This window comes from Bradyrhizobium sp. USDA 4451 (genome assembly GCF_054822585.1).
Genome location: NZ_JBTRCH010000001.1, coordinates 3,355,123 through 3,380,813, shown reverse-complemented (window position 1 = coordinate 3,380,813; position 25,691 = coordinate 3,355,123). Strand labels below are relative to the sequence as shown.

The window sequence follows — 25,691 nt, the reverse complement described above, 5'->3', positions numbered from 1 at the left end:
TGCACAAGCGATAGCCAAAAGACCTAGGCGTTGGCCCCCGGGAGGCGTTGACCTTCGCGGTCATTCGGTGTGCCATCTCCCGCCAGCACGGCGGCCGGTTCCACGGCCCGCCGCAATCACACGTGAGCCGGACCGAGGGGACTATGTTCGACAACAATCTGCGAGGCATGATCGACGACGTGAAGGACGGGCGGATGGATCGCCGCGCTTTCGTCAAGCGAATGATTGCGGTCGGCCTCACCGCGCCGATGGCAAACCAGATTCTGGCGATCGGCGGCGTCGCGATGGCGCAGAGCCCCAATCCCTACAAGCCGACCAAGCGCGGCGGCGGCGGCCCGCTGAAGCTGCTGTGGTGGCAGGGCCCGACCCTGCTCAATCCGCATTTCGCAACCGGAACCAAGGACCAGGACGGTTCGCGGCTGTTCTACGAGCCGCTCGCCAGCTGGGACGTCGATGGCCATCTCAATCCGATCCTCGCCGCGGAAATCCCTTCGATCCAGAACGGCGGGCTCTCCGCCGACGCCAAGACGGTGGTCTGGAAACTCAAGCCCGGCGTCAAATGGCATGACGGCAAACCGTTCACCGCCGACGACGTCGTGTTCAACTGGGAATATGCCAGTGATCCGGCAACCGCAGCCGTCTCGAGCGGCACCTATTCCGGCATGACCGTGGAGAAGGTCGACGACCTCACGGTCCGCATCAAGTTCAAGGAGCCGACGCCGTTCTGGGCCAACGCGTTCGTCGGCGCCTATGGCTGCATCATCCCGAAGCATCTGTTCGCCGATTACAAGGGCAGCAAGTCGCGCGAGGCGCCCAACAACCTCAAGCCGGTCGGCACCAGCCCCTACAAGTTCGTCGAGTTCAAGCCGGGTGACCTGATCCGCGGCGAAATCAATCAAGACTATCACATGCCGAACCGGCCCTATTTCGACACGATCGAGATGAAGGGCGGCGGCGACGCCGTGTCGGCGGCGCGCGCCGTGATCCAGACCGGCGAATATGATTTCGCCTGGAACATCCAGGTCGAGGACGAGGTGCTGCTGCGGCTGGAAAAGGGCGGCAAGGGCAAGACGCTCTACGCCGTCGGCGGCGACATCGAATTCATCGCCATCAATTTCACCGACCCGAACACCGAAATCGACGGCGAACGCTCGTCGATGAAGACCAAGCATCCGATCCTGTCGGATCCGGCGGTGCGCAAGGCGCTGGCGCTGCTGGTCGACCGCGAGTCCGTCAAGAAGGCGATCTACGGCCGTGCCGGCCGCACCACCGCCAACTATCTCAACGGCCCAGAGGAGTTCGTCTCCAAGAACACCAAATGGGAATTCTCGGTCGAGAAGGCGAGCGCGCTGCTCGAACAGGCGGGCTGGAAGGCAGGCTCCGACGGCATCCGCGAGAAGGACGGCAAGAAGCTGAAGCTCCTGTACCAGACCTCGATCAACGGACCGCGCCAGAAGACCCAGGCGATCGTCAAGCAGGCCTGTCAGAAGGCCGGCATCGACGTCGAGCTGAAATCGGTGGTGGCCTCGGTGTTCTTCTCCTCCGACGTCGCCAACCCCGACACCTATTCCAAGTTCTACGCCGACATCGAGATGTTCCAGATCCCGATGACGCAACCCGACCCGGCCCTGCACATGCGCCGCTACCATTCGCGCAACGTCGCCACCAAGGAGAATAAGTGGCAGGGCCAGAACTTCCCGCGCTGGGTCAACAAGGATTTCGACGCCGCGATCGACGCCGCCGATACCGAGATCGACCCGATCAAGCGCGCCGACCTCTACATCAAGTGCAACGATCTGATGTGGCAGGACACGGTGGTGATCCCTGTGATGCATCGCCTCGCGGTGGAGGCCTGCTCCAACACGGTGCGGCCCGCACTCTCCGGTTGGGCCAACCAAACCGATAATCTGCAAGACTGGTATCGTGAAACCTGAGCCGCGAGAGGCTTGAGCTTTGCTCCTCCCTCTCCTCGTCCTTGCGGGGAGGGTTGGGGCGAGGGCTTTAACCGCAAATACCGTGAGAGATGAGTTCGTGGAGAGTCCCCCTCACCCGGAATTCAAGTTGCGCTTGAATTCCGACCTCTCCCCGCACGCGGGGCGAGGTGAGGCTCGCCACTCGATGGGAAGCATAATCATCATGCTCTGTGCGAGCGTTAGTCAAATGACCTCCAGATGAGTCAATATATCCTGCGCCGCCTGATGATCGCGATCCCGAGCCTGCTCGGCATCTCGCTCGTTCTGTTCGTCGTGCTGGCGCTCGCGCCGGGCGATCCGTTCAGCGAGCTCGCGACCAATCCGAACGTGCCGCCCGAGGTGCAGGCGGCGCTGCGCGCCAAGTTCGGCCTCGATGATCCGATCTATCTCCGCTATCTGCACTGGCTCGCGGCGATGGCGCAGGGCGACTGGGGCTTCTCCTTTGTCAGCCGGGTCGATGTCGACACGTTGATCCTGCAGCGGCTGCCGACCACGCTTTACGTCGTCGGCTCGTCGCAGCTGCTGGCGCTGCTGATCGCGATCCCGGTCGGCGTCTATGCCGCCACCCGGCCCTATTCGATCTTCGACCAGCTTGCCAACACCTTCGCCTTCATCGGCTTCTCGCTACCGACCTTCTTCACCGGCATCCTGTTCATCCTGGTATTCTCGGTGAAGCTCGACTGGCTGCCGTTCGTCTACACCGAGGTGCCGGGCAGCGGCATCAAATGGGCGCTCGAGATGATCCGGCAGGCCATCATGCCGGTGATGGTGCTCGGCCTGTTCCAGGCGGCGTCGATGACGCGGTTCGTGCGCTCGGCGATGCTCGACGTGATCCGGCTCGACTATGTCACCACCGCCCGCGCCAAGGGGCTCGGGCAGGCCAAGGTGATCGTCAAGCATGTGATGCGCAATGCGATGATCCCGGTGGTCACGCTCGTTGCGCTCCAAGTGCCCGCCGTGTTCGGCGGCGCCATCGTCACCGAGCAGATCTTCCGGATTCCCGGCATCGGCTCGCTCTTGATCTCCTCCATCCTCGCCAACGATACGCCGGTCGTGATGGCCGTGACCTTCGTGTTCGCGTGTCTCGTGGTGCTGTTCAACCTGATCGCAGATGTCCTCTATGGCTGGCTTGACCCTCGCATCTCCTTCCGCTGAGCGGCGCGGCTATTCGCCCCTGCGCGAAACCTGGCGGCGCTACCGCCGGCACAAGCCGGCAGTGGTCAGCGCCGTGCTGCTGTTGCTGCTGATCGCGGCCGTCGTGATCGGGCCGTTCGTCTGGCGCGTCTCGATCAGCGACATCGACGTGCTGGCCGGCATGCAGGGACCGTCGCTGGCGCATCCGTTCGGCACCGACGATCTCGGCCAGGACCTACTCGCCCGCATGATCTATGGCGGCCGCATCTCGCTTGCGGTCGGCCTTGCCGCGATGCTGGTCTCGGTGTTCGTCGGCACGCTGATCGGCGCGCTCGCGGGCATGTCGCGCGGCGCGCTCGGTTATGCGCTGATGTGGCTGACCGACCTGTTCCTGTCGCTGCCGCAGCTGCCGCTGCTCTTGATGCTGATCTATCTGTTCCGCGACGGGCTGAAGGCGGTGTTCGGCCCCGAGGGCGGCATCTTCATCCTGATCGTGCTGGTGATCGGCGGCCTGCGCTGGATGCCGGTCGCCCGCCTGGTGCGCGCCCAGTTCCTGTCGCTGCGCGAGAAGGAGTTCGTCGAGGCGGCCCGCGCGCTCGGCGCAAGCCCGGTGCGCCAGGTCGTGCGCCACATCCTGCCCAACGCGCTGGGCCCCGTGATCATCGCCGGCACGATCGACGTCGCCGCCGCGATCATCGCCGAATCGACGCTCTCGTTCCTCGGCCTCGGCTTCCCGCCCGATACGCCGACCTGGGGCCGCATCCTCTATGACGCCAAGGACTTCCTCGACATCGGCCCGCATTGGGCGCTGTTTCCCGGTGGCGCGATCTTCATCGCGGTGGTCGCCATCAACTTCATCGGCGACGGGCTGCGCGACGCGCTCGACGCGCGCAAGGTGATCTGATGGCGCTGCTCGACATCAAGGGCCTGAAGACCCATTTCTCGACCGACGACGGCATCCTCCAGGCGGTCGACGGCGTCGACATCAGCATCAACCGCGGCGAGACGCTGTGCGTGGTCGGCGAATCCGGCTGCGGCAAGACCGTGACCGCGATGTCGATCCTGAAGCTGATCGCGATGCCGCCGGGCAGGATCGTCGCAGGCGAGATCATCTTCGAAGGCCGCGACCTGGTGCCGCTGACCAGCCACGATCTCGACGACATCAGGGCCAAGGAGATCGGCTTCATCTTCCAGGAGCCGATGACCTCGCTCAACCCGGTGCTCACGATCGGCGAGCAGATCTCCGAGAGCCTGCGCCGCCACGAGGCGGTGACCAAGAAGCAGGCGCTGGAACGCACCATCGAGATGCTGAAGCTGGTGCAGATCCCCAATGCTGCGGGCCGCGTGCATCATTATCCGCACCAGTTCTCCGGCGGCATGCGCCAGCGCGTGATGATCGCGATGGCGCTGGCCTGCCGGCCCAAGCTCGTGATCGCGGACGAGCCGACCACCGCGCTCGACGTCACCATCCAGGCGCAGATCCTCGACCTCTTGCAGGACATGAAGGAACGCTTCGGCATGGCGGTGATGCTGATCACGCACGCGATGGGCGTGGTCGCCGAGACCGCGCAGCGTGTCGTCGTGATGTATGCCGGCAAGGTGGTGGAAGAGGCGCCGGTCGACGAGCTGTTCGGCAATCCCGGCCATCCTTACACCCGGGGCCTGATCCGCTCGATCCCGCGCATCGATCTCGATGCCGAGCACAAGACGAGGCTGGAGGCGATCGGCGGCTCGGTGCCGATCCTGATCAACCCGCCGCCCGGCTGCCGGTTTGCGCCCCGCTGCAAGCACGCCATGAGCATCTGCACCGAACGGGAGCCGCGACTGCGCGAGATTGCGCCCGGCCATCGCATCGCCTGCCACCTCGGAGACGCGTCATGAGCGAACCGCTGCTGCGCGTGTCCAATCTGAAGAAGCACTTTCCGGTGCTTGGCGGCCTGCTGTCGCGCGAGGTCGGCCAGGTCTATGCGGTCGACGGCGTGTCGTTCTCGGTCAACCGCGGCGAGACGCTGGGGCTGGTCGGCGAATCCGGCTGCGGCAAGTCGACCACCGGCCGCTGCGTGCTGCGGCTGATCGAGCCGACCTCCGGCGATGTCGTATTCGACGGCCAGAGCGTGACGGGTCTCGGCGGCGGCGATTTGCGCGCCATGCGGCGCAACATGCAGCTGGTGTTCCAGGACCCGTTCGCCTCGCTCAACCCGCGCATGACGGTCGGCGCGATCCTCGGCGAGCCCTTCATCATCCATAATCTCGTGAGTTCGGCCAGCGAGCGCGAAGACCGCGTCGCAAGCCTGCTCGTCAAGGTCGGGCTGAAGGCCGAGCACATGCGGCGCTACCCGCACGAATTCTCCGGCGGCCAGCGCCAGCGCATCGCGATCGCCCGCGCACTGACGCTGGAGCCGAAGCTGATCGTGTGCGACGAGCCGGTCTCGGCGCTCGACGTCTCGATCCAGGCCCAGGTGATCAATCTGCTGGAAGACCTGCAGGCGGAGTTGAACCTCACCTATCTGTTCGTCGCTCACGATCTCTCGGTCGTCGAGCACATCTCCGACCGCGTCGCGGTGATGTATCTCGGCCGCATCGTCGAGCTCGCCAAGGCCAGCGATCTCTACCGCAACCCGCAGCATCCCTACACCAAGGCGCTGCTCTCGGCGGTGCCGGTGGCCGACCCCAAGGCGAAGCGCGACCGCATCCGCCTGAAGGGCGACGTGCCGAGCCCGATGAATCCACCCAAGGGCTGCCACTTCCACACCCGCTGCCCGATCGCCGAAGAGCGCTGCCGCCAATCCGCGCCGGAGTTGCGCGAAGGCAGCAACGGGCATTTTGTGGCGTGCCATCTGGCGTAGGATGGATCGCACTGCAGGACAACGGCGAGCACTGCATCGATTTGCCGTGCATTCCACTTCCTCACCGTCACCCTGAGGAGCGCGCAGCGCGTCTCGAAGGGTCGACGGCCACCAGCCGGGCCGTGCATCCTTCGAGACGCCGCTTCGCGGCTCCTCAGGATGACGGTGTTAGAGAGCATTACTCGGAAGGCTAACGCCTCCGCTTCTTCGCGGCCTTCGTCTTAGCCTTCGGTTTGGCCTTGGTGTTTGCCTTCGGTCGTGAAGGAAGTTCACCTCCTACCTCCCTCCCCTCACTCGCCTCCGCCCGCAACGTCTCGAGCAGCCAGTCGCGAAACGCACGCATGCCCGGCGTCACCTCGCGCGACTTCAGCCAGGTCAACCAGTACGAGCCCGCCGGGACCTCGGCCGCGAACGGCCGCATCAGCCGGCCGGACACGAGTTCGTTGTTGAACATCGCGATCGGCACCAATCCAACGCCGACGCCGCGTGCGGCGGCCTCGGCCATCGCCACCGAACTGTCGAAGATCGGACCCTGGATCTTCGGACACGGCGCGCCGGCGACCGCAAACCACAACGGCCATTCCTCGGCGCGGTAGGAGCGCAGCAGGAATTCCTGCGCGAGATCGGAGGGCTTGCGCAGCCGGCCCGCGACATCGGGGCAGCACACCGGCGACAGCGGCGCCGACAGCAGATGGATCGCCTCGGTGCCGTGCCAGGAGCCGTCGCCGAACCGCAGCGCGAGATCGAGCCCGTCGCCCGCGATGTCGACGCGGTTGTTGTTGGTGAGCAGGCGCAGGTCGATATAGGGATACGCGCGCTTGAAGCGATCGACCCGTTGCAGCAGCCATCCGGTCGCGAACGTCGTGACGCAGCCGACGGTGACGACCTCGCGCGTACCCTTGGCCTCGATGCGGTCGATGGCAGCGCCGATCCGATCGAGCGCGTCGGTCAGCACCGGCAGCAGCGCCAGCCCCTCGTCGGTCAGCACCAATCCGCGCGGCAGCCGGCGAAACAGGCTTGCGCCGAGCGTATCCTCGAGCTGCTTGACCTGATGGCTGATCGCGGTCTGCGTCACGCGCAGCTCCATCCCCGCGCGAGTGAAGCTGAGCAGCCGCGCGGAGGCCTCGAAGGCGCGCAACGCGTTCAGCGGGAGATGCCGGCGCACGGCATCATGACCAAGTTTTTCTCATGCCTCGTTGTATAAATGATTGTTTGTCGGCCGTCACGCGGTTCGGCAGGTTCGCGCCGCCAACGGGAGTATAGACATGCTGACGAGACGGACATTTGGATGGCGCGCGCTGGGCCTTGCGGCATCGTGCACCCTGCCGCGGCCAAGCGCTGCGGCAGAACAGAGCGCCGCGGCCGGACAGAGCGCCGCGGCGGGAGCAAGCGGGGCGGCGCGAGGGCTGCAGCAGGAATTTGCGCGCATCGAGCTGGCGACCACCGGCCGGCTCGGCATCGCTGTGCTCGACACGGAGACGGGGTTGCGCGTAAGCCAGCGCGGCGACGAACGGTTCCCGATGTGCAGCACCTTCAAGGCGCTGGCCTCGGCCGCCGTGCTGCACCGGGTCGACCGTGGCGAATCCAGCCTCGACCAGCGCGTTCAGGTCGAAGCCAAGGATATCTTGGCCTACGCGCCCGTGGCCAAACAACACGTCGGATCGAGCATGACGCTGTCCGAACTCTGCGAGGCCGCCATCACGCTCAGCGACAATACCGCCGCCAATTTGCTGCTGCGCGAGATCGGCGGGCCGGCCGGCTTCACCAGCTTCTTCCGCACCATCGGCGACAATGTCAGCCGGCTGGACCGCTGGGAAGTCGCGTTGAACGAAGCCGTGCCCGGCGATCCGCGCGACACCACGAGCCCGGCCGCGATGCTGAAGGATCTGCAACGCGTGGTGCTCGGCGATGTGTTGCAGGCAGCCTCGCGTGAGCGGCTCGTGGACTGGATGGTCGCCAACAAGACCGGCGACACGCGGCTGCGCGCCGGCGTGCCGCGCGGCTGGCGGGTCGGCGACAAGACCGGCACCGGCGAGCGCGGCACCTATAACGATATCGGCGTGTTCTGGCCGCCCGGCCGCAAGCCGATCATTGTGACGGTCTACTTGACCGGGGCCAGCGCGCCGATGGAGACGTGCAACGAGGTGATCGCCAACGTCGCGCGCGCGGTTGCCAATGCCAGCACCGGGCAGAGCGGCTAGCGCAGGACGACAATGCCGCGCAGCGTGATACCGCTGCGCGGCTTGGCAGCAACCAAGGATCATGCGACGCTCGATCCGAATGGCGATGCGCTCGGCAGGCCATCCGGAGGACTTATCTTGGTTCGTCGCATCGCCCTCGCCGCGCTGCTTGTCGCAGGCCACGTCCACGGCAGCTTTGCCGCGCCCGACCCGGCGCGGTGCCGCGAGCTGATCCGCAAGTATGAGACCGACAAGGCCCAGCTCAGCGCAATCGAGATCTCGCTGACCTTGTTCGCGGCCGCCAATGCCGACTGCGTCAACCTCGCCACCGATCTGCTCGACCACGGCGCCTCGGTCGACGCGCGGGACCGGCTCGGCGCCAAGCCGCTGAGTCACGCCGCCCGCTCCGGCCATCTCGACATGGTCGATCTGCTGCTGGCGCGCGGCGCGCCGGTCGATGCCCGCAACCTCGCGGGATCGGCCGCGCTGTATCTTGCCGCCGAGCGCGGCCATGTCGCGATCGTGCAGCGGCTGATCGACCGCGGCGCCGACGTCAACCTCACCGGGCGCAGCGGTGCCTCCCCCATTGCGGCCGCCGCGTATGCCGGCCGGGACATGGTGGTGCGCCTGCTGCTGGCGCACGGCGCCGACGGCCGCAAGGCTGACGACACCGGCAAGCCGCCTATCGTGTATGCCGCCGCCGCCGGCCAGCTCGGCATCGTCAAGCAGCTGCTCGCGCGCGAGATCGACGTCAACACGCGCTACGCCAACGATCTGACGCTGTTGATGTGGGCCGCCGGGCCGGACGAGGCCGTACCGGAAGCGCAGGCGCTCGAGGTTGTGTCGTATCTGCTGGACGCCGGCGCCAGCATCGACGATCGCGACGCGCGCGGCCGCACCGCGCTGATGATCGCCGCGGAAGGCAATCATCCGGCGATCGCAAAGACCCTGCTGGCCCATGGCGCCGATGCTTCGCTGGCCGACAAGACCGGCAAGCATGCCGCCGACCTCACCATCCTGTCGGCGCTGCGCGAAGAGCTGACGCCGCGGTGAGAAACAATAGAACCGGTTTGAACAGCGGCGGTGCTGCGCTCCCTCGCCCCGTTCTTACGGGGAGAGCGCTGGGGTGAGGGGCTGTCACCGCGCACTCAGCAGGAGATGCGTTTGCGGAGACTCTCCCCCTCACCGGGATCGCATCTCACGATGCGATCCGACCTCTCCCCGCACGCGGGGCGACGTTAGGCACGCCGCTCACAGCCCCGCCAGATACTCCACCAGCGCGGCGAGGTCGTCGGGCGACGTCGCCAGCATCAGATCGGACATGCCGGGATTGTTGCCGCGCGCGCGGCTGCGGAAATCGGCGATGGTCTTGGCGAGGTAGTCGCGTCCCATCCCGGCGAGCCGCGGCACCGTGCCGTCACCCTGAAAGCGATCGAGATGGCAGGCCGGGCAGCCGACCGACGCGCTGGCCGTCATCGCCTTCGCCGCGACGTCCTTCGGCGCGCGCGGCTGGCCGAGGTCGGGCCACGGCTTCTGCGAAAAATATTCGGCGATCGCCAGCATGTCGTCGCGCTCGAACTGCGTCGCGATCGGCTGCATGATGTCGCTCTTGCGATCGCCGCGCTTGAAATCGCGGAGCTGGATGTAGAGATAGCCGGCCTGCTGCCCCCAGATCGTCGGAATGGTCTTGTCGACCGGCTTGCCGTCCGCACCGTGACAGCCGGCGCAGACCGCAACCTTGTCCTCGATCGTCTCGGCGCACGCCTCGGCCGTGAGCAACAGCAGCAGCGCGGTAGCGCAGATCAATAATTTACAAGACATCCACTCATCCTGAAGCGCAATCGTCATTGCGAGGAGCGACAGCGACGAAGCAATCCATCCTTCCACATATGCGGCACGATGGATTGCTTCGCTGCGCTCGCAATGACGCGGCCTGATCGCTCATCCGAAGAAACAGAAGCGGGACCATACCGGTCCCGCTTCCCCACCTTTGTTTGTCTCTCGCTCAGTCGAGCGTGAAGGCGATGATGTTGTTGCCGCGTTTGTAGTCGAGCTGGGTATTGCCGCCCGCGCCGACCACGACATATTGCTTGCCGCCGATCATGTAGCTCGACGGCGGCGCGTTGACGCCGGCGCCGGCGCGGAAGCTCCACAATTCCTTGCCGTTCGACGAATTATACGCCGCGAACTTGCCGTTGCCTTCGCCGGTGAACACCAGGCCGCCGGCGGTGGCGAGGATGCCGCCGATCATCGGCTCGGGCGTATTGACCTGCCACTTGATCTTGCCGTTGTTGTAGTTCACCGCGGTGATGTTGCCGGACTGCTTCTCGCTCGGGATCACCTTGAAGGCGCCCCCCAGCCACAGCTTGCCGTTCGGATAGGCCGAGCTTTCGACGTGGTAGGTCATCGGCTGGTGCAGGTTGATGGCGTAGGCCAGCTCCTGTCCCGGATCGGTCGCGATCGGCGACCATTCGACGCCGCCATTGGCGCCGGGCAGCATGCGCGCGCCTTCCTTGGTCGGCAGCACCCACATGTTCTCCTGCGGGACCATCGCCTCGGAGAAGCGGATCAGGCTGCAGTCCTTGCGATCGTGCACATAGATGTGCCCGGTCTTGCCGGCATGGATGACGCCGGGGATCGTCTTGCCGCCCTTGTCCTTGACGTCGACCAGCACCGTCGGGCTGACCGCGTCGAGATCCCAGACGTCATGGGCGATGTACTGGAAGTGGCAGACATACTTGCCGGTGTCGAGATCGAGCGAGACCAACGAGTTGGTGTAGAGATTGTCGCCGGGCCGGTTCGAACCGTCGAGGTCGGGCGACGGATTGCCGACCACGAAGTAGATCCGGTTGGTCGCGAGATCGATCGACGGGTTCTGCCACACGCCGCCGCCGAGCTTGGCATAGGGATCGCCGATCTTGGCGAGCATGTCCTTCTCGGCCTGGATATTGCGATGCATGTCGCGGCCGGTGGCGTCCTTGGTCGCCCAGACGCCGACCGAATTCTCCGGAATGGTGTTGAAATTCCACAGCTGCTTGCCGGTCTTGGCGTCATAGGCACGTACGAAGCCGCGGATGCCGTATTCGCCGCCATTGGTGCCGATCAGCACCTTGTCCTTGACCACGGTCGGCGCCATCGTCTCGCTGTAGCCGAGCTCGGGATCGGCGATGTTGGTGGTCCACACCACCTCGCCGGTCTTGGCATTCAGTGCCAGCAGCTTGGAATCCAGCGTCGCCAGATAGACCCGGTCGCCGAGCACCTGAACGCCGCGATTGTTCGGACCGCAGCAATAGACGGTGATCGGGCCCATCTTGTGGGCGTAGTGCCAGAGCTGCTGGCCGGTCTTGGCGTCGAGCGCATAGACATGGCTGAACGAGGTCGTGACATACATCACGCCGTCGACGACGATCGGCGATGTCTCGAGCGACTCCTTGACGTCGGTCTGGAAGATCCAGGCGACGTGCAGGTTCTTCACATTGTCGCGGCTGATCTGCTTGCCTGGATAAAACCGGGTCTGGGCGTAATTGCCGTTGGTGAGCAGAAAGTCCTTGCTGTTCTTGTCGGCGGCGTTGAGCTGCTCCTGGGTCACCGGCGATACATTGGCGTTACCGAGGACCGACTGCTTCTCCTGCTTGACTTCCTGTGCGATGGCGGCGCCCGACAACAGGCCCACGCCGACCGCGGCGGCAAATGCCGCAAGCCCTTTCACATACATGTCTTCCCCCGTTATTTCTTGGTTGCGATGTCAGGGATGGGTGTTTGCTACTTCCCCCTCGAGGCCTGGCCGCCGTAGCGAGCGCGCAACCGTCGCGTGGCTTGGTTGCGCTGCAATAGATGATCAAAAAAAGAACAACGACAGGTATCGATGGATGGGTTCCATGTTAGCGCCGTCTTTCACAAAGACAACCGATGCGCTGAATGCGAAGCCGCAACTGGAGGCGGTCGCGCGGCCGAATGCGGCAAACGCGGGCTGGCATCAATCCAAGCGATATCGGGCGCTTCCGCAGCTTTCACGCATCGCGGGCGACATTCGCCTTCGCAGGCGCAGCAAGCAAAATGAGACTAAGCGTCAAGCGACGACATCGCGCGTGGAGCAGCGCCGGCAGAGGCCATCGGCCTCCGCCGGCGACCGTCTACTCCCAGGACCAGGCCGAAAAGTCGTTCTCGAATTGCGGGACGTCCTTCCACACGCCCTTCAGCTTCTTGCTGGCGATCGTGATCCATTGCGGCTGGAACAGGAAGCCGGCCACCGCGTCGGTCGCCAGCATGCGCTGTGCGTCGCCGAGCAGTTTTGCGCGGCCAGCCTCGTCGGGCGTCGCCATGATCTGCTGGTACAGCGCGTTGAATGCCTCGGACTTGTAGCCGAGATAGTAGTCCGGTTCGGTCAGCTTCACGAGATCGAACGGCTCGACATGCGAGACGATAGTGAGGTCGTAGTTGTGCGGGCCGGTGAAGACCTGCGACAGCCACTGCGCCCATTCCACGTTCTCGATCCTGGCAATGATGCCGACCTTGGCGAGTTGCGCGGCGAGGATCTCGCCGCCCTGCCGGGCGTAGGCCGGCGGCGGCAGCCTCAGGCTGAGCTCGAGTGGCGTCTTGACGCCGGCCTCCGTCAGCAGCTTCTTGGCGAGCTCCGGATCGTAGGGATTGATGCCGGTGGTATCGACATAGCCGAGCGAGCCCGGGGTGTAGAAGCTGCCGATCGGCGTGCCGAAACCGTCGACCGCGCCGTCGATCATCGCCTTGCGGTCGATCGCGGCCAGGATGGCGCGGCGAACCCGCACATCGTCGAGCGGTTTCTTGCGCTCGTTGATGCCGACGATGGTCTTGGCCTTGGAGCCGCCGATCAGGACGCTGAAGCGCGGATCGGCCTTGAACTGCGCCAGGCTGCGCGCCGCGCCGACCCTGGGAAACGCATCGACATCGCCCGACAGCAGCGCCGCAACCTGAGCTGCGGGATCGCCGATGAAACGAATCGTCACCTTGGCAAGCTTGATCGCGGCGGCGTTGCGATAATCAGGCCATTTCACCAGCGTGATCGACGAGCCCTTGGTCCAGCTGCCGAGCGTATAGGGCCCGGTGCCGACCGGCTGCGTCACATCGGTCGGCGCGCTCTTCGGTTCGACGATCGAGCCCGACGCCTGGCCGAGCAGGAACGGCAGGTTCGGCTCGGAATATTTGAGTGCAATGACGATGGTGTCCGCATCGGGCGCCGTCACCGACGCGAACGCCTGATACAGGCTGCGGTCCTTGTTGGTCGAGGCCGGCGCCGCGGCGCGCTCGTAGGAGAACTTCACCGCCGCGGAATCGAATGGCTCGCCATTGTGGAATTTGACGCCCTTGCGCAGCTTGAACGTGTAGGTCTTGAGATCAGGCGAGGCCTGCCAGCTCTCGGCGAGCAGCGGCGACACCGAGCCATCTTCGTTGATCTTGGTCAGCGTCTCGTAGACGTTGTAGAGCGTGACCTCGGCGATGGCCGCGGCCGCCGCGTTGGTCGGATCGAGCCCCGGCGGCTCCAGCGTCATGCCCATCACGACGCTGTCCTTCTTGCCTTGCGCGAAGCTCGGCAGCGGCGCTGCGGCGAGCGCGGCAACTGCCGCGATGACGCACAATTTCCTCAACATTGCTCTGCTCCCCGGACGTGTTCTTTGCTCAATCTAGGCCAGCCCGATACAAAACACTAACCGGCTTCCGCGACCACTGGCGGCAGCGCCATCACGGCTTCGGCGTGATGGCAGGCCGCGAGATGGCCATCCCGCATGGTGCGTAGCGCAGGCGCGGTTTCGCGACAATGCCGATCGGCCAGGGGGCAGCGCGGCGCATAGGGGCAGCCGGTCGCGGCCGACGCCTGCGAGCCAATCGCCTGCGCGCCGCGGCGGCGCCTGCCGCCACCGGGGCGCGCTCGCGGGACCGCATCGAGCAGCGCGCGCGTATAGGGATGGGCAGCGTGCGCGAACAGATCGGCAGGCCGCGCCTGCTCGACGATCCGCCCGAGATACATCACCGCGATCTCGTCGCAGAGCAGATCGACCACCGCGAGGTCGTGGCTGATCAGGATGTAGCTCAGGCCGAACTCGTCCTGCAGGTCCTGCATCAGGTTGAGCACCTGCGCCTGCACGGAGACGTCGAGTGCCGAGACCGGCTCGTCGGCGACGATCAGCTTCGGCTGCGTGATCAGCGCGCGCGCAATCGCGATGCGCTGGCGCTGGCCGCCGGAGAACTCGTGCGGGAACTTGTCCATGTCGGCATCGCGCAGCCCGACCTGGCGCAGCACAATGGCGACGCGCTCGCGCAGGCCGGCGCGATCGATGCGCCCGAGCGCCGTCAGCGGCTCGGCGACGATCCGCGCAATGGTCTGTCGCGGATCGAGCGAGCCATAGGGATCCTGGAACACCATCTGGAAATCGCGGCGGGCGCGGCGCAGCTCATCGGGCGGCAGCTGGTTGAGGTCGCTGCCCAGCATGACGACCTGCCCCGACGACGGCCGCTCCAGCGCCATCACCAGCCGCGCAAAGGTCGATTTGCCCGAGCCGGATTCGCCGACCACGCCGAGGCTCTTGCCCGGCATGACCCGCGCCGTGACGCCGTTGAGCGCGTGCACCTGTGCTGCGGGCTTGAACAGGCTTTCACGCGGCAGCGTGTAGCGTTGCGCGAGATCAGTGACCTCGAGCAGAGGCACTGCGGATGCGGTTGCTGCCGTCATGCGCCGACGCCTCCGGCAGCCATCGAGATATCGGTCCGGATGCAGCGCACGCCATGGCTGGCGCCGACATCGACCACGGCCGGCAGAGCCGCGCGGCAACGGCGCTCCACGATCGCGCAGCGATCGGCGAAGGTGCATCCAGCCGGCAGATCGGCAAGCTCCGGCACCGTGCCGGCGATGGTCTTGAGCCGCGTCCCCTTGCGCGCGCCGAGCCGTGGGCGGGCGCGGAACAAGCCCTGCGTATAGGGATGGCCCATCCGCGTGAATACGGTGTTGGTCTCGCCGCTTTCGACGACGGTGCCGCCATACATCACCATCATGCGCGCGACATTCTCGGCGATCACGCCGAGATCGTGCGAGATCAGGATCATCGCCATGCCGCGCTCTTCGACCAGGCCGGCGATCAGATCGAGGATCTGGCCCTGGATCGTGACGTCGAGGGCGGTGGTCGGTTCGTCCGCGATCAGCACGTCGGGCTGGCAGGCCAGCGCCATCGCGATCGTGATGCGTTGGCGCTGGCCGCCGGAAAACTGGTGCGGATAGGCATCGATACGCTTGGCTGCATCAGGCAACCCGACGCGATCGAGCAAGGCGATCGCCTCTTGCCGCGCTTGCGCGGCCGAGACGCCGGTGTGGCGCAGCAAGGGCTCGGCGACCTGATGCCCGATCGTGTGCATCGGATTGAGCGCGGTCATCGGTTCCTGGAAGATCATGCTGATGCGGTTGCCGCGCAGCTTGCAATAGGCTCTGTCCGGCAATCCGACGAGCTCGGTGCCGTCGAGCCGGATGCTGCCGCTGATCACGGCGCTGTCCGGCAGCAGCCCCATCAGGGCCAGCGCGGTGACCGACTTGCCGCAGCCGGATTCGCCGACCAGCCCCAGTGTCTCGCCGCGGCGCAGCGCAAAGCTGACGCCGCGTACCGCCTGCGCCGGGCCGCGGCTGGTGTTGAGCCGAACGCCCAAATCCTTCACCTCGATCAGCGGGGCCTCGCTCATGCTCAACGCTCCCGCGCCAGGCGCGGATCGAGCAGATCGCGCAAGCCATCGCCGAGCAGATTGAGCCCGAGCACCGCGATCGCGATCGCAGCACCGGGATAGACCGCGAGCATCGGCGACTGGAACAGCAGCGTCTGCGCATCGTTGAGCATGCGGCCCCAGGAAGGCTGCGGCGGCTGGGTGCCGAGCCCGAGATAGGACAGAGCGGCCTCGGCGAGGATCGCGAGCGCGAACTGGATCGTCGCCTGCACGATCAGGATCGACAGGATGTTCGGCAGCACGTGCTCGACGGTGATCCGGAACGAGCCCTTGCCCGCGGCGCGCGCTGCCAGCACGAATTCGCGGGCCCAGATCGCATTGGCCGAGCCGCGGGTAACGCGGACGAAGGTCGGGATCTGGAAGATGCCGATCGCAGTGATCGACGTCAGCATGCCGGGACCGGCGACGGCGGCCAGCATGATCGCCGACAGCACCGCGGGAAACGCGAAGGTGAAGTCGCTCAGCCGCATGATGAGCTCCTCGGTCCAGCCCTTGCGGGCTGCTGCGATCAGGCCGAGGCAGACACCGAAGGTGAGGCCGATGCCAACGGCGATGACGCCGACCAGGATGGTGGAGCGCGCGCCGACCAAAAGCAGCGAGACGATATCGCGGCCGAGTGCATCGGTGCCGAGCCAGTGCGCCGCCGACGGCGGATGCAGTTTCGAGGCGACATCGATGTCGTAAGCCGACCACGGCGTCCAGACCAGCGACAACATCGCCGCACCGAGCACCAGCAGGCTGAGCACCGCGCCGAGCACGAAGCTGCGATGGCGCAGCGCGCGGCGCCAGAACCCGGTCGCGGGCCTCGCGCCCGGCACGATGGCCGGCGTGCCGGCGGATGCGGTCAGCGGCGCGCTCACAGGTTGGACACCTTGATGCGCGGATCGATGAAGGCGTAGAGCACATCGACCACGAAATTGACGATCACGACCATCGCCGCCAGCAGCATCACGCAGTTGCGCACCACGATCAAGTCGCGGTTGGCGATCGATTGGAAGATCAACCGGCCAAGACCCGGCAGGTAGAACACGTTCTCGATCACGATGGTGCCGGCCAACAGGTTGGCGAATTGCAGGCCCATCACCGTCATCACCGGGATCATGGCGTTGCGCAGCACGTGGCGCCACAGCACCTCGCGCTTGCCGAGCCCTTTGGCGCGTGCGGTACGCACGAAGTCTTCGCGCAGCACCTCAAGGACCGCCGAGCGCGTGACGCGGGCAAGGATCGCGGCCTGCACCACGGCAAGCGAGATCGCCGGCAGCAGCAGCGAGCGGATCCCCGGCCAGATGCCGTCATCCCAGCCGGCGAAGCCCCCGGCCGACAGCAATTGCAGCTTCACCGAGAACAGCAGGATCAGGAGGATCGCGAACCAGAAGTTCGGCAGCGCGATGCCGATCTGGGTGAGCGACATCACGCCGACATCGCCAAGCTTGTTGTGGTTGGCGGCGGTGTAGATGCCCGCGGCAAGCGCCAGCACCACCGTAATCAGCATCGACATGATCGCGAGCGGGATCGTCAGCACCAGCCGCTCCGCGATCAGGCCGGCGACCGGCGTACCGTAGACATAGCTGTTGCCGAGGTCACCGATTGCCATGCCCTTGAGCCAGAGCAGATAGCGAACCGTCAACGGCTGGTCGAGCCCGAGCTTGACGGTGAGCGCGCGCACCGCATCCGGCGAGGCGTCGGCACCCATCAGCATCTGGGCGGCATTGCCGGGCAGCGCGTCGAGCACCAGGAAAATGATCAGCGAGGCCGCGAACAGCGTCGCCACCAGGGTCAGGATCCGCCGCAGGAAGAATACGCTCATGCGCGCCCGAGGAGTAAGGAACGAAGCGCAGGTTTCACCATGTTCGCGAGTGAATGCAAGCCCTTCGCCGCGCCGTTCACGACGCGACGGCCGGCCAGCGCCCGAGCAGATCGCTCGCCTCTTCGAACAGCGCCGCGACACGCAGCAGTTCCGCATCGGCCCGGAAGCGGCCGACCAGATGCAGGCCGACCGGCAGGCCGTCGCGGCCGAAGCCTGCGGGGATACTGACTGCGGGATGTCCGGTCATGTTGAACAGCATGGTCCAGGGAAACCAGTGCGGCCGCACGCTGTCGAAGCTCTGCCCATCGATATCGATGCCGCCGAACAGATCCTGGTCGATCGGCAGCGCCGTGCGGGTCAGGGTCGGCATCGCCAGGAGGTCGCCGCGCGCGAGCAGCGACTGCACCCGGCGAAACAGCGCGGTGCGGTCGAACATTGCCTGCTGGTAATCGACACCGCTCACCTTGGCGGCAAGCGCGAGCTGTTTCAGGAAGGTTGGGCTGAGATCGTTGGGATGATCGGCGGCCAGTGTCTCGAACCGGGTGCGCCAGACGGTGTGATTGATGGCGCGCCAGATCGGCTCGATGTCAAAGCCCTCGCCGGAGAACTCCTCGAGCTCGGCGCCGAGGCCGGCCAGCCGGTCGAGGCTCGACCGGAACGCTGCTGCGACATCCGCGGTCACCGGCCGCCGCGGCGGCGACAGGCAGAACAGCACCCGCCTGCCGCGGAGATCGCCGCGCGGCGCGGCAACGGCGAGATAGTCGGGCACCGGCACGCCGATCGACCAGGGATCGGATGCATCCTCGCCCGCCATCGCCTGCATCATCAGCGCGGTGTCGGCGACGGTGCGTGTGGTCGGCGTGACATAGGTCTGGTTGCCGAAAGCGTCCTGCACCTGGCTGTGCGGGACCACGCCGTTGCTCTGCTTGATCCCGACTACGCCGTTGCAGGCCGCGGGAATCCGGGTCGAGCCGCCGCCGTCGGTCGCAACCGCCAGCGGCGCGATGCCGCTTGCGACCGCGACCGCCGCGCCGCCGCTGGAGCCGCCGCTCGAGCGCTCGGCGCTCCACGCATTGCGGGTGCGGCCGAACAGCGGCGAGTCGGTCAGGCACTTGCTGCCGAACTCCGGCGTCGTGGTCTTGCCGATCAATATGCCGCCCTGCGCACGGAGCCTGGCCACCGCCACGGCATCATGGTCCGGCACGTTGTCCTTGTACGGCACCGCGCCGAACGTCGTGCGCACGCCCCTGGTGCTGACGATGTCCTTCACGGTGAAGGGGATGCCGTGCAGCAGGCCGAGCGGCTCGCCGGCCATGACCTGACGCTCGGCGATTTTGGCTTGCGCCATCGCTTCGTCGCCGCACAGCGTGATGAAGCAGTTCAGTTCGGGCTGCAGCCGCTCGGCACGGGCCAGCACCGCAGCCGTGACCTCGACGGGAGACACGTCCTTGCGGGCGATCCGGGCGCGAAGTTCAACGGCTGATAGCAGGCACAGGTCGTCGCTCATTCCGGCACGGGCTCGCATCGATCTTCGATGACGACATCGTGCCGTGCCTCGTGGAGCAAGTCCATCGCTCCGGGCGCATGGCTTACCAGGTGCCTACGGGCAACTCCCGGCTCCGCGGCGGATCGGCCCCCGCGCGCGTGCAGGTGAAGGCGGCGCATGTGCAGGCAAAGGACAGCGCGCGGGTGAGCTCGGCCGCAGAGACCTCGCGCAGTCGCTGCCGCGCGATCCGGTCCAGCCGATGCAACGCGGCGAGCAGCGCCGCCTGGAAGCTATCCCCGGCACCGATCGTATCCACGACCGTCACCACCGGTGCCTTGACCTCAAGCGATCCTGCCTCGCGATGCCAGGCCAAAGCGCCATCATTGCCGCGCGTGATGACGACGAGCGATGCGCCACCCGACAGCAGCGCCTCGGCCCGTGCCGCATAGGTCTCATCACTGAAGAGGTACGCAAAATCGACGTCGGACATTTTCACGATGTCCGCCTTGCCGCAGAACGCCAGCATGCGTGTGCGATAGGCGCCCTTATCCTTGACCAAATTCGGCCGGCAGTTCGGATCGAGCGCAATCGTCACATTGGAACGCGCGTCGTCGATGAAGGCCAGCGTCTCGGCCGCTCCCTTGTCATGGACCAGCGTGGTCGAGCCGGTGTGGACGCACGTCACGCCGTCAAGCGCGACCGTCTCGCGCCGGTAGGTCCAGTTCCGGGATGCGGTGTCAGCATCATAGAAGGCGTATTGCGTCTCGGTTCCTGTCACACGAGCAAATGCCAGCGTCGCCTGGTGATCACTGCGTACCGCGCGGCCGAGATCGACACCTGACGCCGTGGCGTGATCGGCGATCATCCGGCCGAACGTGTCGGTCGAGATGCCGCCGACAAAGCCGGTGGGAACGTCGAGCCGGGCGCTGCCGATTGCGATGTTGAGGCAGGATCCGCCGACCGCGGGCGTCAGGGCCTCGTGTCCATCCGCCGTCCGCGACGGCAGGAAATCGATCAGCGCATCTCCGCAGCTCAGCAGCATAGAACAAACACCCTAAGTCGGCGCCTCGCCGGGCGCCTGCTTCATCGCCTCGCGGCTGTCGTGATCGAGCTGCCGCAGCATCCTGTGCACGCCGCGCTTCCGGCTTCCGGTGGAAATCGGCAAGCTCGGGCTTGGTCGGTTCGCTCAGCCGCCCGAGCGCCGACATGCCGGCCATCGCCGCGTTGATCGAATTATGCGCGCCGCTGGCGACCGCGCCCAGCATCGCGGCGCCGAGCAATACGGGTTCTTGGGTTTGCGGCAACGCCACCGTGTAGCCCGTCGTGTCGGCCATGATCTGGCGGACCAATGGACTGCGGCTGGCGCCGCCGCCGATCACGATGGTCTTGCCGTCGACGCCATGGGCCTGCAAGGCCTCGATGACGTCGGCGAGGCCATAGGCCAGCCCGCACAGGCCGGCGACGAACAGCCGCTCCAGCGCCGACACGTCGGTGTCGAGATCGAGCCCGGCGATCACGGCGCGCGAGCCGGGATCGGCATAGGGCGAGCGGTTGCCGAGGAATTCCGGCAGCACGTGAACGTTGCGCGCGAGCAGCGCGGCCGCGCCGGCGCTGCCGCTGCGCGCCAGAATGCGCTTCTCGAGGTATTCGATGACGTCGACGCCATCGGTCTTGGCCGCGGCCGAAACCTCGGCATGCGCCGGGTGCGACTTGAGCAGATGATCGATCGCGGCGCCGGCGGCGGACTGGCCGCCCTCGTTCAGCCAGAAGCCCGGCACCATGCCTTCGAAATACGGCCCCCAGACGCCGGGCACGAAGCAGGGCTCGACGGTGGTCGCCATGATGCAGGCCGACGTTCCCATGATGTAGGCCAGCCGCTGGCAGACATCGACCTCGGCGCCGGAACCATCACGCCCGCCGATCGCGCCGACGCCGCCGGCATGGGCATCGATCAGCGAGGCGCCGACCGCTGTCCCCGGCATCAGGGCGAGATCGCGCGCGGCATCCTCGGACAGCCCGCGGCCGAGTGGCGAGCCGGGCGGCACGATCTCGTTGCCGATGCGGGCAAAGCGATCAGCGGCGAGCGCATCGAGCCCGACGCGCTGGAGGAAGGGCTCGCTCCAGCCGCCATCGCCCGCGACATAGGTCCATTTGCAGGTGACCGTGCAGGTCGAGCGCGCCAGCGAGCCACTGGCGCGGAACGAGAGATAGTCGGCGAGATCAAAGAAGTGCCCAGCGGCGTCGAAGGTCGCCGGCAGATGCCGCTTCAGCCAGAGTATCTTCGGGATCTCCATCTCCGGCGAGATGGCGCCGCCGACATAGCGCAACACCTTGTCGCCGGTCGCGTTGACGAATTCGGTCTCGTCCATCGCGCGGTGATCCATCCAGACCACGACATTGCGCGCGGGATCGCCGGACGGGCTGACGGTCAGCGGCCGGCCTGCCCGGTCGAGCACGACCAGCGAGCAGGTCGCGTCAAATCCGATGCCCTTGACGTGTTCGGCTGCAACCGCGGCCTCCTGCATCGCACTACGGACGGAGGCGACGCAGGCCACCCAGATGTCATCGGAGGATTGCTCGACGATATCGCCACCCTCGTGCCAGACCCGGATCGGATGCCGGGCCGAGCCCAACAGCTTGCCGGCCTCGTCGAAGACGCCGGCGCGGGCGCTGGTGCTTCCGACGTCCACCCCGATATAGGCTTGCCGCATGTCCGCTCCGTCGGAGCGTGACGACGTGTCTTGGAAACGTCATCGCGCTCTTACTTTCTGTGTCAGCATGATCCGGAAAACCGGTCCCCACTTTTCCGGATCATGCGTCGGCGCGAGCCTACCAGCAAGTGTAACCGCCATCGACCAGAACGATGCTTCCGGTCATCAGGCTCGCCGCATCGGAGGCCAGGAACAGGACCACGGAGGCGATCTCGTCGACCTGCCCCATCCGGGCCATCGGGGTTCCACCAATCCAGGCGTCGTACATTTTGGGGCTGTTCTTCACGAAGGCGTTCAGCGGCGTCTCGATATAGGTCGGCGCCACCGCGTTGACGCGGACCCCGCGCGCGCCCCATTCGGCCGCGAGCGATTTGGTGAGATGGTGCACCGCGGCCTTGGAGGCGTTGTAGAAGCACTGCTCCTGCGGCTTGTTGACGATGAAGCCGGACATCGAGCCGACATTGACGATGGTGCCGGATTTGGCCTTCAGCATGTGATTGCCGAAGGCGCGGCAGCACCAGAAGGTGCCGTTGAGGTTCACGTCGATGACGTTGAGCCAGTGCTCGTCGGTCACGGTCTCCGCCGGCGTCTCGCTGCGCGCGATGCCGGCATTGTTGACCAGGATGTCGACCTTGCCATATTTGCGCACCAGTTCGTCGGCGACCGCGGCGACGCGGCCGGAATCCGTCACATCCATCAGCGCGATATCGGCGTCAAAACCCTTCGCCTTCAGCGCCGCCTGCGCGTCATTAGCAACCTTGGCGTCGCGGTCGCCGATGATGACCTTGGCGCCGGCTTCCGCCAGCGCTTCGGCGCAGGCGAGCCCGATGCCCTGACCGGCGCCGGTGATGATGGCGGTCTTGCCGCCGAGCTTGAATTTCTCGAGATACATTTTCTTCTTCCTTTGCCTAGAGCCCGCATGTCGCGGGTGTGCCGCCCCGGCCAGAGCGAGATCGACGGCGGAGATCGTCCGTGCTTCTTTTTTTGGGCATGATCTGTTCGGAAAACCGCTTCATATTTTGCGCTGACGCGGCCCTCCGGGTCCGGATCATGCCCTAGGCGCGGATCGATTTACCGCTGTCGTCGAAACGATGGATGCGCGCCGGATCCGGGATCAGCGACACCTTGTCGCCCGGATGCAGGTCGAGCTCGCCGACATAGCGCGCGGTCAGCATGCCCTGCGGCCCGGCATCGACATAGAGGAAGGTGTCGCTGCCGAGATGCTCGGCGACCGAGACAGTGCCGTGCCAGCCGCCCTGCCCGTCGCGCTCGACCTTCAGATGCTCGGGCCGCACGCCAATGGTGGTCGCGCCCTGCTGCTTAGCGAGGTCGCCGGTGACGAAGTTCATCTTCGGCGAGCCGATGAAACCGGCGACAAATAAATTTGCCGGCTTCTCATAGAGCTCCAGCGGCGAGCCGTATTGCTCGATCTTGCCGCCGTTCAGCACCACGATCTTGTCGGCCATGGTCATCGCCTCGACCTGGTCGTGGGTGACGTAGATCGCCGTGGTGCCGAGCTGTTTCTGCAAGCGCGTCACCTCGAGCCGCATCTGCACCCGCAGCGCGGCGTCGAGGTTCGACAGCGGCTCGTCGAACAGGAACGCCTTTGGCTCGCGCACGATCGCGCGCCCGATCGCGACGCGCTGGCGCTGGCCGCCGGACAGCTCGCGCGGCTTGCGCTCGAGATAGGGCGTCAGGTTGAGCGTGGCCGCGGCGGCCTCGACCTTGCGGTTGATCTCGTCCTTGGCGATGCCCGCCATCTTCAGGCCGAATGCGATGTTGCCGCGCACGCTCATATGCGGATAGAGCGCGTAGGACTGGAACACCGTCGACAGCCCGCGCTTGGCCGGCGGCACGTCGACCACATTGCGGCCGTCGATCAGGATGGCGCCGCCGGTGACGTCCTCCAGCCCCGCGATCAGCCGCAGCAACGTTGTCTTGCCGCAGCCCGACGGACCGACGAACACGACGAAGGAGCCGTCGGCGATGTCGAGGTCGGCGCCCTTGATGATGTGGACCGGCCCGAATGATTTTTGCACACCCTGCAGCGTAATCTGACCCATGGAAAAGCCTTTCTGCTACTTGACCGCGCCGAAGGTCAGGCCGCGGACGAGCTGCCGCTGACTGAACCAGCCGAGCACGAGAATGGGCGCGATCGCGAGCGTCGACGCCGCCGACAGTTTCGCCCAGAACAATCCTTCGGGGCTCGAATAGGATGCGATGAACACGGTGAGCGGCGCGGCCTCGAGCGTCGACAGATTGAGGGTCCAGAACGCCTCGTTCCAGGCCAGGATCAGGTTGAGCAGCAGCGTCGAGGCCAGGCCCGGCACGGCCATCGGCGTCAGCACGTAGATCAGCTCGCGCCCGATCGTGGCGCCGTCCATCCGCGCCGCCTCGAGGATGTCCTTCGGGATCTCCTTGAAATAGGTGAACAGCATCCAGATCACGATCGGCAGATTGCCGAGGCACAGGATGAAGATCAGGCCGGTGCGGGTGTCGAGCAGGCCGACGGAGCGGAAGATCAGGTAGATCGGCACCAGCACGCCGACCGGCGGCATCATCTTGGTGGAGAGCATCCAGAGCAGCACGTCCTTGGTGCGCTTGGTCGGCGAGAACGCCATCGACCACGCCGCCGGGATCGCGATCAGCATCGCGATCAAGGTCGAGCCGCCGGCGATGATGATCGAGTTGAGCGCGTGGTGGAAATAATCGCTGCGCTCCTGCACGGTGACGTAGTTCTCCGTGGTCCAGTGGAAGAACAGGAATGACGGCGGGATCGCAAACGCCTCGAGCTCGGTCTTGAAGCTCGCCAGCACCATCCAGAGGATCGGGAAGAAGATCAGGAAGCCGACCAGCCAGGCCGCCGCCGTCGAGATCACCTTGCGTCGTGTCGTGACCATCCGTGCCATGACGTTACGCCTCCAGATTCCGGCCGACGATGCGAACGAGGAAGAACGCGACGATGTTGGCGAGCACCACCGCAACCAGACCGCCCGCCGAGGCGCTGCCGACGTCGTACTGGATCAGCGCCTGCGAATAGATCAGGAAGGCGATGTTGGTGGTCTGCAGGCCGGGGCCGCCGCCGGTGGTGACGAAGATCTCCGCGAACACCGTGAGCAGGAAGATGGTCTCGATCAGGATCACCACGGTGATCGGGCGCGCCAGGTGCGGCAGCGTGATGTAGATGAAGGTCGAGATCGCGCTTGCGCCGTCCATCTCGGCCGCCTCCTTCTGCTCCTCGTCGAGCGATTGCAGCGCGGTCAGGAGGATCAGGGTCGCGAACGGCAGCCACTGCCAGGAGATGATCAGGATCACCGAGAACAGCGGCGCGTCGTTGAACCAGTCGATCGCCGGCAGGCCGAACAGATGCGCGATCCAGGCGAACAGGCCGGACACCGGATGCATCAGCAGGTTCTTCCAGACCAGCGCGCTCACCGTTGGCATCACGAAGAACGGCGCGATCACCATCAGGCGGACGATCGAGAGCCCGACCACCTGCTGGTCGAGCAATAGCGCCAGCGGCACGCCGAAGACGATCGTGATCGCGAGCACCGAGCCGACCAGCACCAGCGTGTTCTGCAGCGAGGCGAGGAACGCCGGATCGGTCAGGAAGTAGCGGAAGTTCTCCAGCCCGACGAAGGATTCGGAGCCCGGATCGAGCAGATTGTAATGCAGGGTCGCGAAATAGATCGTGAGCGCCAGCGGCACGATCATCCAGATGAACAGCAGCGCCACCGCGGGCGTGAGCAGCGTGCGTGCGAGCAGTTGGGTCTGCTGGGTCGCCATCCCCGCCTCCTTCTCTAGGGAAAGGAGCGAC

The 25,691-nt window shown here is 65.9% G+C and carries 21 protein-coding genes and 1 pseudogene; 7 read left to right on the top strand and 15 right to left on the bottom strand.

Translation table 11 applies throughout. The annotated features are described in order from the left end of the window. Positions 1-143 precede the first annotated feature (143 nt). The 5 genes from ACVMB0_RS15700 to ACVMB0_RS15680 all read left to right on the top strand — a co-directional run bounded on the left by ACVMB0_RS15700 (position 144) and on the right by ACVMB0_RS15680 (position 5,953). Positions 144-1,934 carry a peptide ABC transporter substrate-binding protein gene (locus ACVMB0_RS15700; RefSeq protein WP_461346842.1) on the top strand — a complete coding sequence of 597 codons (1,791 nt, stop codon included), beginning with the start codon at positions 144-146 and terminating at the stop codon, positions 1,932-1,934. Positions 1,935-2,171: 237 nt separating this feature from the next. Then, positions 2,172-3,128, top strand: a complete 957-nt coding sequence (locus tag ACVMB0_RS15695; RefSeq protein WP_456749991.1) for an ABC transporter permease — start codon at positions 2,172-2,174, stop codon at positions 3,126-3,128. Further along, the gene (locus ACVMB0_RS15690; RefSeq protein ID WP_456730724.1) at positions 3,094-4,011 is read left to right on the top strand and encodes an ABC transporter permease; all 918 of its coding nucleotides are present in this window, start codon (positions 3,094-3,096) and stop codon (positions 4,009-4,011) included. The genes ACVMB0_RS15695 and ACVMB0_RS15690 overlap by 35 nt, the downstream gene beginning before the upstream one ends. After that, a complete protein-coding gene (locus tag ACVMB0_RS15685) occupies positions 4,008-4,988 on the top strand; it encodes an ABC transporter ATP-binding protein (protein ID WP_461349659.1) in 981 nt (326 codons plus the stop codon). Before ACVMB0_RS15690 ends, ACVMB0_RS15685 begins: the two co-directional genes overlap by 4 nt. After that, positions 4,985-5,953, top strand: coding sequence for an ABC transporter ATP-binding protein (locus ACVMB0_RS15680; protein ID WP_456749992.1), 969 nt, complete (start codon positions 4,985-4,987; stop codon positions 5,951-5,953). Before ACVMB0_RS15685 ends, ACVMB0_RS15680 begins: the two co-directional genes overlap by 4 nt. 190 nt (positions 5,954-6,143) lie before the next feature. On the opposite strand, the gene ACVMB0_RS15675 is transcribed toward ACVMB0_RS15680, so the two are convergent. Continuing rightward, positions 6,144-7,118, bottom strand: a complete 975-nt coding sequence (locus ACVMB0_RS15675; protein WP_461346841.1) for a LysR substrate-binding domain-containing protein — start codon at positions 7,116-7,118, stop codon at positions 6,144-6,146. A 100-nt stretch (positions 7,119-7,218) separates the two neighbouring features. Between ACVMB0_RS15675 and bla the strand changes: the two genes are divergently transcribed. Both bla and ACVMB0_RS15665 read left to right on the top strand, forming a co-directional pair. Continuing rightward, positions 7,219-8,154: a class A beta-lactamase gene (bla, locus tag ACVMB0_RS15670; RefSeq protein WP_461346840.1), complete on the top strand. Its 936-nt coding sequence runs from the start codon at positions 7,219-7,221 to the stop codon at positions 8,152-8,154. Between the two features lie 117 nt (positions 8,155-8,271). Continuing rightward, positions 8,272-9,186 (top strand): ankyrin repeat domain-containing protein, encoded by a 915-nt coding sequence (locus ACVMB0_RS15665; RefSeq protein ID WP_461346839.1) that lies wholly within the window; start codon positions 8,272-8,274, stop codon positions 9,184-9,186. A 198-nt stretch (positions 9,187-9,384) separates the two neighbouring features. On the opposite strand, the gene ACVMB0_RS15660 is transcribed toward ACVMB0_RS15665, so the two are convergent. From ACVMB0_RS15660 to ACVMB0_RS15595, 14 genes and pseudogenes are all read right to left on the bottom strand, one after another. Continuing rightward, positions 9,385-9,954, bottom strand: coding sequence for a c-type cytochrome (locus ACVMB0_RS15660; protein WP_461346838.1), 570 nt, complete (start codon positions 9,952-9,954; stop codon positions 9,385-9,387). A gap of 184 nt (positions 9,955-10,138) precedes the next feature. Next, entirely contained in the window at positions 10,139-11,848 is a 1,710-nt protein-coding gene (locus tag ACVMB0_RS15655) for a pyrroloquinoline quinone-dependent dehydrogenase (protein WP_456749997.1), read from the bottom strand. 418 nt (positions 11,849-12,266) lie between these two features. Beyond that, positions 12,267-13,757, bottom strand: a complete 1,491-nt coding sequence (locus ACVMB0_RS15650; protein WP_461346837.1) for an ABC transporter substrate-binding protein — start codon at positions 13,755-13,757, stop codon at positions 12,267-12,269. A 56-nt stretch (positions 13,758-13,813) separates the two neighbouring features. Next, complete coding sequence (locus ACVMB0_RS15645; protein WP_461346836.1) at positions 13,814-14,836, bottom strand: ABC transporter ATP-binding protein; 1,023 nt, start codon at positions 14,834-14,836, stop codon at positions 13,814-13,816. Beyond that, entirely contained in the window at positions 14,833-15,831 is a 999-nt protein-coding gene (locus ACVMB0_RS15640) for an ABC transporter ATP-binding protein (RefSeq protein ID WP_461346835.1), read from the bottom strand. The genes ACVMB0_RS15645 and ACVMB0_RS15640 overlap by 4 nt, the downstream gene beginning before the upstream one ends. A gap of 2 nt (positions 15,832-15,833) precedes the next feature. After that, the gene (locus ACVMB0_RS15635) at positions 15,834-16,730 is read right to left on the bottom strand and encodes an ABC transporter permease (protein ID WP_461346834.1); all 897 of its coding nucleotides are present in this window, start codon (positions 16,728-16,730) and stop codon (positions 15,834-15,836) included. Continuing rightward, complete coding sequence (locus tag ACVMB0_RS15630; RefSeq protein WP_461346833.1) at positions 16,727-17,677, bottom strand: ABC transporter permease; 951 nt, start codon at positions 17,675-17,677, stop codon at positions 16,727-16,729. The genes ACVMB0_RS15635 and ACVMB0_RS15630 overlap by 4 nt, the downstream gene beginning before the upstream one ends. 76 nt (positions 17,678-17,753) lie before the next feature. Then, positions 17,754-19,184 (bottom strand): amidase, encoded by a 1,431-nt coding sequence (locus ACVMB0_RS15625; RefSeq protein WP_461346832.1) that lies wholly within the window; start codon positions 19,182-19,184, stop codon positions 17,754-17,756. Positions 19,185-19,266: 82 nt separating this feature from the next. After that, a complete protein-coding gene (locus ACVMB0_RS15620; protein WP_461346831.1) occupies positions 19,267-20,205 on the bottom strand; it encodes a carbohydrate kinase family protein in 939 nt (312 codons plus the stop codon). Between the two features lie 12 nt (positions 20,206-20,217). Beyond that, positions 20,218-21,874 (bottom strand): annotated as a pseudogene (locus tag ACVMB0_RS15615) (FGGY-family carbohydrate kinase). Positions 21,875-21,992: 118 nt separating this feature from the next. Continuing rightward, the gene (locus tag ACVMB0_RS15610) at positions 21,993-22,766 is read right to left on the bottom strand and encodes an SDR family NAD(P)-dependent oxidoreductase (RefSeq protein ID WP_461346830.1); all 774 of its coding nucleotides are present in this window, start codon (positions 22,764-22,766) and stop codon (positions 21,993-21,995) included. A 163-nt stretch (positions 22,767-22,929) separates the two neighbouring features. Next, positions 22,930-23,937, bottom strand: a complete 1,008-nt coding sequence (locus ACVMB0_RS15605; protein WP_461346829.1) for an ABC transporter ATP-binding protein — start codon at positions 23,935-23,937, stop codon at positions 22,930-22,932. Between the two features lie 15 nt (positions 23,938-23,952). Continuing rightward, positions 23,953-24,783: a carbohydrate ABC transporter permease gene (locus ACVMB0_RS15600; RefSeq protein ID WP_461346828.1), complete on the bottom strand. Its 831-nt coding sequence runs from the start codon at positions 24,781-24,783 to the stop codon at positions 23,953-23,955. A gap of 4 nt (positions 24,784-24,787) precedes the next feature. Next, the gene (locus ACVMB0_RS15595; protein WP_456750009.1) at positions 24,788-25,660 is read right to left on the bottom strand and encodes a carbohydrate ABC transporter permease; all 873 of its coding nucleotides are present in this window, start codon (positions 25,658-25,660) and stop codon (positions 24,788-24,790) included. Positions 25,661-25,691 lie beyond the last annotated feature (31 nt).